The sequence below is a fragment of the Nostoc flagelliforme FACHB-838 genome, from assembly GCF_014698065.1.
In the GTDB taxonomy this organism is placed as follows: Bacteria; Cyanobacteriota; Cyanobacteriia; order Cyanobacteriales; family Nostocaceae; genus Nostoc; species Nostoc flagelliforme_B.
This window is the reverse complement of the sequence record NZ_JACJSI010000243.1, coordinates 1-8,958: the sequence shown is the minus strand read 5'-3', so window position 1 is coordinate 8,958 and position 8,958 is coordinate 1. Positions and strand designations below refer to the sequence as shown.

Annotated in this window: 13 protein-coding genes; 2 read left to right on the top strand and 11 right to left on the bottom strand. The window is 42.5% G+C overall.

All coding sequences use genetic code 11. The annotated features are described in order from the left end of the window. The 11 genes from H6G97_RS39140 to H6G97_RS39090 all read right to left on the bottom strand — a co-directional run. The coding region (locus H6G97_RS39140) for a DEAD/DEAH box helicase (RefSeq protein WP_190946037.1) at positions 1 to 1,070 on the bottom strand (1,070 nt) is incomplete at its 3' end. A 300-nt stretch (positions 1,071 to 1,370) separates the two neighbouring features. Then, positions 1,371 to 2,216 (bottom strand): BRO-N domain-containing protein, encoded by an 846-nt coding sequence (locus H6G97_RS39135; protein WP_190946036.1) that lies wholly within the window; start codon positions 2,214 to 2,216, stop codon positions 1,371 to 1,373. 4 nt (positions 2,217 to 2,220) lie between these two features. Further along, a complete protein-coding gene (locus tag H6G97_RS39130; RefSeq protein ID WP_190946035.1) occupies positions 2,221 to 2,412 on the bottom strand; it encodes a hypothetical protein in 192 nt (63 codons plus the stop codon). 63 nt (positions 2,413 to 2,475) lie between these two features. Further along, entirely contained in the window at positions 2,476 to 2,811 is a 336-nt protein-coding gene (locus tag H6G97_RS39125) for a hypothetical protein (RefSeq protein ID WP_190946034.1), read from the bottom strand. Positions 2,812 to 2,962: 151 nt separating this feature from the next. Beyond that, positions 2,963 to 4,876, bottom strand: coding sequence for a hypothetical protein (locus H6G97_RS39120; protein WP_190946033.1), 1,914 nt, complete (start codon positions 4,874 to 4,876; stop codon positions 2,963 to 2,965). A 64-nt stretch (positions 4,877 to 4,940) separates the two neighbouring features. Next, positions 4,941 to 5,648: a hypothetical protein gene (locus H6G97_RS39115; protein ID WP_190946032.1), complete on the bottom strand. Its 708-nt coding sequence runs from the start codon at positions 5,646 to 5,648 to the stop codon at positions 4,941 to 4,943. Beyond that, positions 5,648 to 6,058, bottom strand: coding sequence for a hypothetical protein (locus H6G97_RS39110; protein ID WP_190946031.1), 411 nt, complete (start codon positions 6,056 to 6,058; stop codon positions 5,648 to 5,650). The genes H6G97_RS39115 and H6G97_RS39110 overlap by 1 nt, the downstream gene beginning before the upstream one ends. A 504-nt stretch (positions 6,059 to 6,562) precedes the next feature. Next, a complete protein-coding gene (locus H6G97_RS39105) occupies positions 6,563 to 6,835 on the bottom strand; it encodes a hypothetical protein (protein WP_190733806.1) in 273 nt (90 codons plus the stop codon). 14 nt (positions 6,836 to 6,849) lie between these two features. Beyond that, positions 6,850 to 7,425, bottom strand: a complete 576-nt coding sequence (locus H6G97_RS39100) for a hypothetical protein (protein ID WP_190946030.1) — start codon at positions 7,423 to 7,425, stop codon at positions 6,850 to 6,852. Between the two features lie 3 nt (positions 7,426 to 7,428). After that, positions 7,429 to 7,731, bottom strand: a complete 303-nt coding sequence (locus H6G97_RS39095; protein ID WP_190946029.1) for a hypothetical protein — start codon at positions 7,729 to 7,731, stop codon at positions 7,429 to 7,431. A 177-nt stretch (positions 7,732 to 7,908) separates the two neighbouring features. Next, the gene (locus H6G97_RS39090; protein WP_190946028.1) at positions 7,909 to 8,118 is read right to left on the bottom strand and encodes a hypothetical protein; all 210 of its coding nucleotides are present in this window, start codon (positions 8,116 to 8,118) and stop codon (positions 7,909 to 7,911) included. 129 nt (positions 8,119 to 8,247) lie between these two features. On the opposite strand from H6G97_RS39090, the gene H6G97_RS39085 reads away from it, so the two are divergent. Both H6G97_RS39085 and H6G97_RS39080 read left to right on the top strand, forming a co-directional pair. Beyond that, positions 8,248 to 8,517, top strand: coding sequence for a hypothetical protein (locus H6G97_RS39085; RefSeq protein WP_190946027.1), 270 nt, complete (start codon positions 8,248 to 8,250; stop codon positions 8,515 to 8,517). Between the two features lie 31 nt (positions 8,518 to 8,548). Beyond that, positions 8,549 to 8,881 (top strand): DUF5674 family protein, encoded by a 333-nt coding sequence (locus H6G97_RS39080; RefSeq protein WP_190946026.1) that lies wholly within the window; start codon positions 8,549 to 8,551, stop codon positions 8,879 to 8,881. The last annotated feature ends 77 nt before the right edge of the window (positions 8,882 to 8,958 follow it).

Here is an 8,958-nt window from a genome sequence, read left to right as displayed (position 1 = left end):
CTCCATTTGCGGACTTCATCAGGAAGTCCATGTTTTTTCCAATTATCGGTAATATCAATGATCACCGCAGTGGGTTTTAAAGTGTAAGTTCTTAGAACCCGCCCCAGCATTTGCAACCAAAGAGTAGAGCTTTCAGTCGGACGGACACAGTAGACGCACTCAATATTAGGGCAATCAAAGCCCTCGGTTAAGATTTCGTAATTAGTAATTACTTGGGTTGTCCCATTGCGAAAACGCTGCAATATTTCTAATCTCTCTTGTGTGGGAGTTTTCCCATCCAAATGTTCGGCACTAATATAATTACGAGAAAATTCCGCAGCCAGGGCACGAGAATGTTCTAAGCTACAGGCAAAAATAACTGTACGAAGATTTCGTGCATATTTAAAGTAATTCTCAAGGATTTCACTAACACCAATTTGGCTAGTGACAGCAACCGCTAACTCTTTGGCTCTAAAATCCCCACGAGATTTTGCAACTCCAAGAGTAGAAATAGTTTGATTCGTTGCAAATAATCGAAACTTACTTAAATACCCAGACTGAATTAATTTAGCCGTGTCAATGCCAATAACCAAATCATCAAATAAATCAACAAAACCTTGACCGTCAATTCTCTGAGGAGTGGCAGTTACGCCTAATATCTGGGCGCTTTCATAATGTTCAATTAGTCGTCGATAAGATAAAGCAGTTGCATGATGCGCTTCATCTAATATCAAAAGTCCAATGTTAATTGGCAACTCTAATACTTCTCGTCTGCTCAACGTCTGAACGCTAGCAACTTGGATTCTCCGTTCAGGATTAGCCAGAACACCTGCTTTGATAATCCCAACTGGTTCACCGATAATTTGCTCTAGCTTTTCAGCAGCTTGAGATATCAACTCAATCCGGTGGGCAATGACTAAAACTTGCTTCCCTTGCTCAAAGAATTTATGGGAAATATGTGCAAAGCACACCGTTTTTCCGGCGGCTGTCGGGAGTTGTGCAAGCACTCGCCTATTACCATTCTCCCAAGAATTCCAAATATCTTTTATCCACTGATGTTGATAATCTCTAAGTTCGTAGGTAACAGGCATTTAATTTACCTCAATAATGATTTTTCTCCCGTGGGAATATTGCTCATTATGCCACAAGCTCCTCAAGTTAAGATATCGACAATCTCAATTCTAAAAGTAGTAAAGATGTTTTGGGTTGAGTTGATGCCATTTTACTTCATCAAGAGCAAATTATAACGAACTGAAGCTATAAGTTGAACTTTTCATAAAAAATAATGCGGTAACTCGTGTATTTTTGTCTTGCCTGGCTGTCCAAAATACAAATTGTGCGAGCGCCTTTGCTTAATAAAGGCGCTCGCCAATCGTTCTCATCAAATACTTTCAATTCTCCTCTACGCTCAAATCAATTACTTCAAGAACATCTGGCAACCAGCGAACGTGTTCCACAATCTTGTCGTGAGTCCGGGCTTTATCCCGTGTCACCGTTCCCCACAGTTTACCTTTTTCAGTTAGATGCCAGATATTTTTGTGACTTTGTTTACCATTCGTATCGGTCTTGACTTGAATCTCTTTGGTTTGCAAGCCAGCAGACTCCAAAACACGATTAACTATTTGGGGTTTGATGGGCTTGGGTAGTCCGTTGCGTTCGGCATATAATTCGCCAATTGCGGTTGGAGACAAATGCCTGTCGTGAGTCGCTTCAATTTCCTGAATTGCTCCGACCAACTCTTGTGCCATCGGAGTTATTTCGGGACACAAAGCTTGTACACCTCGAAGAATGGTGATGGTTTGGAGTTCTGCACTGAGGCGAGTGCCACACAGAATCTTTTGCCCAAAATTAACGAGTTCATCAAGGGTGGGTTTAAATTGTGGTTGCTCTGTCGGTTGATGAACTTCATACTTCCCGGTACGACGTATAGAGGGAAGAACATCTTCGTATAACCACTGCTGGAATGGCACGGCAATCGGACTGTCAGAGCGTCCAATCAAATAATACAGCCCCGGTTCATAAAGGGTTGCCATTTTCTGCTTTCCGCCAGGGGTCATAATTGGTTTATGATCCTTCCATGCAGCAGGAACTTTGCCCAGATAGTTGGAGTAATTACGCGAGTCTGCTTGGGGATACAAAATAGCGACAATATCAGCAGCTACCCACTCAAGTTTTTCTGGTGTGCCGATGAATCGGACTTGTTGAGACTCAAACACGAAAACTGATAAATCCGACATAAATTTAATTCTCCTTAATTGTTACCCAGTCAGTTAAAACAGCCATACAGCAAGCGGTTAAGGTTACTCTTCTTAAGGTTTTACTTTCATGTTTAGCGATGTAACCGCCCTCTAATTCGTTCTGCTCAAAAGAAACTCCAATTACGTCAAAAAGCTTGTTAGCAACGTCCATTGAAATAGATTTCGACCAAAACATATTTACTCCAAGGAATCCAAGAGTTCAGCTAAACAATTAAAACTAATCTTCAACTACTTCGACTTATTCACCTTTTTGAACCAACAATTTCCCAGACACCCCAGCCGTAAAACCCAACCCAATCGCTGCCACAGTGACGCTGGGCTTGATAAATAACGTCGCAATTCCGATAACTGCGCCCCAAAGACAGCCATAACAGCAAACTATAATCAACTGATTTTTGGGTTTAGCCCTTTCGTCTGATATGGATTGATGGACTATGGCATAATCTTCGAGTTCACCAACGATTTCTGATAAAGAAGCGCCGTACTCTTTTTCCAATCTATAAATAGCCAGCCTATCTGCTTTAACTGGACTTATGGCTAATTTTTGTAATGCTGTGGTTAATTTATCGCTCATTTTTAAACTTCCCGATGCTTCCACATTCTGGAAAATATTTAGAAAAAATTAAAACTTACTGGAGAGACAAAAAGACTCTATTTTTCAGCCGTACTTGGAAATGTAAGAATACCGGAACTTGACCGGAACTCGATCGGAACTATGACGAATATTACTGGTTAACGTTAATAACGCTAAAACCATCTTTTTCATTTCCGCACAATCGGTTAGTGTCAATTAATTGTGATAGGGCATTCCTCAAGTAAAGAACACTCTTTTTCTCTTCGCCCCACTTGCGGCTGTTTCTGATAGCTGCAAAAGAAGTTGGAGGGCTAGCAGTAGCTGCAACGATTGCCACAATCTGTTCCAAATCAGCCTCAGAAATACTACTCTCTTCTACTTCCAGAAATTCCAGTTCTTGATAAGGCTTTGAAAAAATGGACTCCAGATGATTAACTGCGTCTGATGGCGCAATTTTCTCCCCTCTGGGTATGACTGTCCTTTCATGCTGTTGAACTAATTCCGGGAAGAATTGAAGTAATGTTCTAGCTGGATCTGGTTGCCCATTGCCTGGGTGCAAATGGGTCTTTAGCCATTCGGGAATCATGCCCAAGTTGCCACCGCTAACAGGTTCTCCAAAGTTATTAGGGTTGGCTTTGAAATATTCTCCACTAGCGACATTCATTTTGCGTAGACCACCAGCACTAACCGCTTGAGCTACACAGCCAATAAAGTTAACCGATTGCTTAAAAGTATCTGCCAGCCCAGCCGTAGCTTTACCTACCACGCTTGTCAGGTTAGAACCATGCAAGACGATAATTAATGTACCACCAGACTTGGCGAAGCGAGAAAGTAAATATTGGATTGCCCAGGTGCGATCGCTCTCCTCCAACAATGACAACAACCGCATCGCCTCATCAATTACTAGCAGTAAATTTTTATAGGAGTAAGGTTCGCTTCCATCTAAGCCTTTAAGAAATTTCAATAAATCACGAGCGACGAGTTGATCAGCCCCATCCGCATCAATATCCGGGTATTTAAGAGCAGAGGTCAAGTTGCAGGCAAAGGGGTAAACGTCCACTCCAGCAGTAAAGTATTGGGTGTTCAATCCGGGGTCAAGTGCAGTAGATAATGTTGCCAAGATTGCTGCTAAGGTTCCCTTGCCACCTCGCTGAGTACCAGCGATCGCAATGACTTGAGAACTCATCATATCTTCTACTTGGAAACCACTTTTCGTTAAAGCAGCGATGACTGCGTTTGCTCTATTAGTCAAAGGGAGATTAATTAGAGTCTCTGGTGCAAGCCCATCAGATGATGACTGTAACTCTGTAGGTCTACAAAGCTCCGCAGCTTGGTTCATCTTGCCAATATCTACCTGTGGCGATTGAAACTGTTTGATATCTACGGTCGGTGGTAACTGGGCTTGAGTCTGTGCGATGGCACTGATCTCCGACCGATTCACCCGGCTGTCAATTGTCACATCCTGTAAATGGAGAGCCATGCTTTCATAAGTGGGTAGCTGCCGGCCCTTGAGCTTGCCAAACCAGCCAAACATCCAGCGATAAGCGTAAAAACGTTTTCCTGGTTCAACTTGGGTTAAATACTGGACAATATTTTCAAATTCAGCATGAAGAAAGGCGTACTCTTGTGCTGATTGTCGCTCTAGGAATTTAACGGTATTGGCAAGATGATCCGCTTGATAATTGCTCCTAGCATCGTAATCCCCAGCACGAGTTAGAGCATCTACAAAATTACCACGTACAAAAGGCAAAGGCGCAATTTCTTTAGTGCGGTTCGAGTGTTCGACAACAAACCATAGCCACGCAGCACCACCGACTAAACCACCAACTAGTGCCAAAGGGTTGACCGCATAACAAACCGCTCCGATCCCAGAAGCCAACAAACCAAGTACACGGGTCATGTCTGCTTCATTCTCAGATGCCCGTGCCATTTCAAATAATCCATCTTTTCTCTCTTGCAGCCATTGGGCGATATTTCCAGCTTCTAAGTGAGACAAGCTAGGATATGATTCGCGTAAATGTTCAGTTTCTTTAGTTGTAATTTTCGGGATATTATTACTTTGCATAAAAGAAATGCCCTGTTGAGTAGTAAGTGCCGCTCGACTCAAGAGTTATTGAGCGGCGCTCACTTTAATCTTTGGTCAACCGCCAAATAGCAAACCCAATTTCACCCGCCATCATTGTACCGATGTTAAATAAGATACAGCCCAAAATCGTGAATGGGGCTGTGTAGTCGAATGGGTTACGAGCTGCAAAGGTGGTGACAATATCGAACACCCAAACCGCAATCACAACTAGCCCAGCGCTAGAGCGATCGCGTGTACCTGCGGTCTTGTAGTCTTGCCACAGCTGGCCTACTAAGTCAATCTTGCCACTGGGCTTTGCTTCAAGCTCATAAATGATATGGTCTTGAAGTTCCCGCCTAGCTGAATCTGGGTTCTTACCACGTAGGGCGTGGGCTTCAATTACCTGAACACCTACAGAAATTATGAATGCCAGGTAAAAAAACGGGTTGAACAGTGCAAACGGCACATTTAGCCAATTCCAAGTCGGCTCAAACCACGGGCAAACAGGCGGGGCTTGAAAGATTAATTGCCAAGTTGAATCAGCACTAATCATGGAACCTCCGATAAATAAAATCCCTCCAACTAACGCACGACCCGCACCTCCATTAGCAACAAACTGATTAACAATCGCGGCGGCTGCCCTAATAGGTAAGCCAACAATCATCACAACAGCCTTGGCACAAAAATCGATGATTTCACCAAGCGATCGCTTCTTATCTTTGGGCTTACTATCGCTGTTGCTAGTGCTGCTATTTTCTGCACCTAATCCCATTATTTCCTCCTACTTTGTTTGATATTTTGAACGCTTTTACAAATATCTTTAGCTTTGTGCTTCCACTTCCAAATTCCTTCTTCAATCCGCCCAATACACCTACCCGTTGCGTCAAAAACATCAACAATCTCATCATCTTGATAAAAGGTTGTGTCTGGTCTAGGATTGCGTTTAGCGCTATCAAAGTAATTGGTAATTCTCAACTTGCGACTTGTGGGCATCACTCCTGCCTCATACAAGGCATCACTGGTTTTTGCCCGTTCTTCTATGCGCGAACGTTCTAGTTCTTCTGAGGCTTTTAGCCGTTGAAGCTCTGCATAAGCCCCCAACTTGGATACTAAGGGGATGATTACAGGCAACATGCAAATGCCAACACCAGCCAAAGCTAAGTACAGTTGTTTCTTATACATGAGACTGCTGTGCTATGTCGCGTTCTTACTACAAGTTTTTCCCATGTTTCACACATAAAATGAGGCGTTTCATGTTTCACGACGCTGAAACATTGATGAAACCGTTGAAACGTTTCATGAAACAGTGCTGTGAAACAGCTGGATGAAACACTACCCTTCATAACGCCTTTCGAGCAAGGAATTAGCTGGTGTTTCGTGTTTCATGTTTCACGTTTCACGCGGGGGAATGCTGTTTCATGCTGTTTCACGACCCTGAAACACTGATGAAACCGTTGAAACAGTTTCATGAAACAGTGCTGTGAAACAGTTTTATGAAACACTACCCTTCATAAAGGCTTTCGAGCAAGGAATTAGCTGGTGTTTCATGTTTCACGTTCCATGTTTCACGCGAGGAAATGCTGTTTCACGGTGTTTCACGAGCCTGAAACACTGATGAAACCGTTGAAACAGTTTCATGAAACAGTTCTGTGAAACAGCTTTATGAAACACTCCAGCCCATCACTGTTACTTTGATGCCCGTCCCAGAAATGTCAATCCTGCACCAACAAGTAATGCCAAGGGAATGAATATCCCGCTACCAATTAATCCAGTAGCGACAACGCTACTAACGATATATGCACTACCACCTAAAGCGCCAATAACTGAAGTAGCAAACAATCCCGTACTGAGAATATCCATGTCCTGATTTTTCTTTTGATGAGTTAATAGCTCTTGAAGTAATCGGATTTCGGCAACAGTGGCAACAGTTTCATTTTGGATCTGTAGCAATGCTGCCACTGTTTTATAAGCTTCTAAAATCGGATCTGCGTCCCCATTGAACTGACTCTCTCTCGTAACGAATTGAGTCGTACTTTGAGTTGTTCTTTTTTTCGGATCGACTCCCCCAACCTTGTTGAAGCTTCTTCTGCCAAATTAATCAAACTCTGATCTATCTCGGTAATCTGGTTATCAACTTCCAACATCGATTGCTCGGCAAAGGCATCCAAAACTGTCCCCTTGGCTCCAATCAAGGATTCCATGAATAATAAAGCTCCTGTAACACCAGTCGATGCACCCAAAATCTTAGATTGCTCATTTTGAACGGCTATAGCACCAGAAATAGTCTCTTTATCAGCCGCAGTCAACTTGTATGAGGCTTGTTGAATTGCTTCGTCAGCTTTGGTGATTGTGGCTTCGGGTATATCTGCTATAGGTGATTGTTGAGGCTGTAATATCTCACTATTAGTAATGTCTCGAAATTTAGCTAAAATCTCGTCTGGAACTTGTGAATCGACCGTCCATTTTTGCTCTGGATATTGACGGCGTAGCTCATCAACTACTTTTCCAGGTACTTTGTTGAGAGCTTGTGCAAATTCTTTAACAATCATGATTTAGGCTCCTAAAAACTTTTCGGGGTGATTTTTTAATTCAATAGCTGCCTTCTTTAAAGAACCCTTGGCTAAAACGTAACTTCTAATTCTTTGAAGCACAGGTAAATGCCAGTTTGTCAACTTTGCTCGTCCGTTTAGCCCTCCATTATCTTCGTCCCGAAAATCCTCAAATTCTGGCAAGTACAAAGAAGCTAGGTCTAAATACTTTTGGAACTGTCTAATTCCAACTGATGGCTCCAATTGTTTGGCTGCCTCCTCTCGTGTTAACAATTGTTCAACTACACAGCTTCCCTGAATTAGCAATGGTTTCGGCTCCTAGAGTTCCGATTGAGTTCCGACTGAGTTCCGATTGAATTCCGGTTGAGTTCCGATTGAATTCCGGTTGAGTTCCGATTGAATTCCGGTACTGATAATACTAATAATAAAAAAACCACCGACTGGTGGGGAGGGTTTTTCTAATGGCTTAGTGTTTGGGAAACACTAACTTCTTAATAAGTAATTATGAATCGCTCCAAAATGGTTAAGTACATACGGCTTTGGTTCGACAAATCTGGAACTACTTTCATCAGCTAACCAGTTTTTTAGTGCCTCAACTGAGTAACCTGACAAACGGCTCATTTGGTAAGTCGAAAAATTATGAACTCTTTTAAATTCTTTAGGATGTATTGGCTTAATACCAATATTTTTCATACTTGATTGCTCCTACTATTTGTGAAGCTATTGTGGGAGTAGTCCATTTTTTAACGTACCATACCGCACAGATATTTGCAAACATAACGCAAACTGCCGTACTATCTTTATATTATTTCTCTGTTATGTATGCCGAAATCAGGATTTAAAACAATCACAGTACCGGACTGGATTGTTGATGAAATTAAGAGACAGCCTGACTATAAAGGGAATCAAGCTGCCACTTTGGGGGCGCTCGTTAGGGATGGTGTTGCGGCTCGTGGCGGAGAATTGGAAAACCCAGCTATATTCCTTACACAAGTACTGAATCACTTACCTAATTGGGAGCGGCGCGAATCCTGGGAGTTAGCGCTGACTATTTTAAGTTGGTTGCAAGAAACAGAGCGCCCTTCTAGTTAGCTTTGATGATATTACAGAGGTTTTCAGCTGTATGATTTTGCTGTTACGTGAACGCGCTACCCCGGAGCAACTTGAACTTATGCTGCGTTCTCACAAGTTCTACATCAGAACCGCAGTTGATATCGAGCGTCGGGTGCTGGTCGGTGGTGGTGGTCTACACGCTGATTGTGAAGAAAAATTGCTAGATGACGGCAGTAGACAACAAGATATTTGGGCTGCCAGTTTTATGCCTTTGACTGGGAAAATGATTTTTGAATCAATGGTTAATCTTCGTCCCCGGCAAAATAGATCAATGGAGATTTTAAACCCTAATATTAGAGAAAGGGTTGCTCAACTGATTAACGAGTTCCTAGGAAATTTATGATCGAAGTGACACCAAAGCAACAAATTTTTATGCAAGATGATGTGACTACACGTTTACGTCGTCTAGCTACACACTTG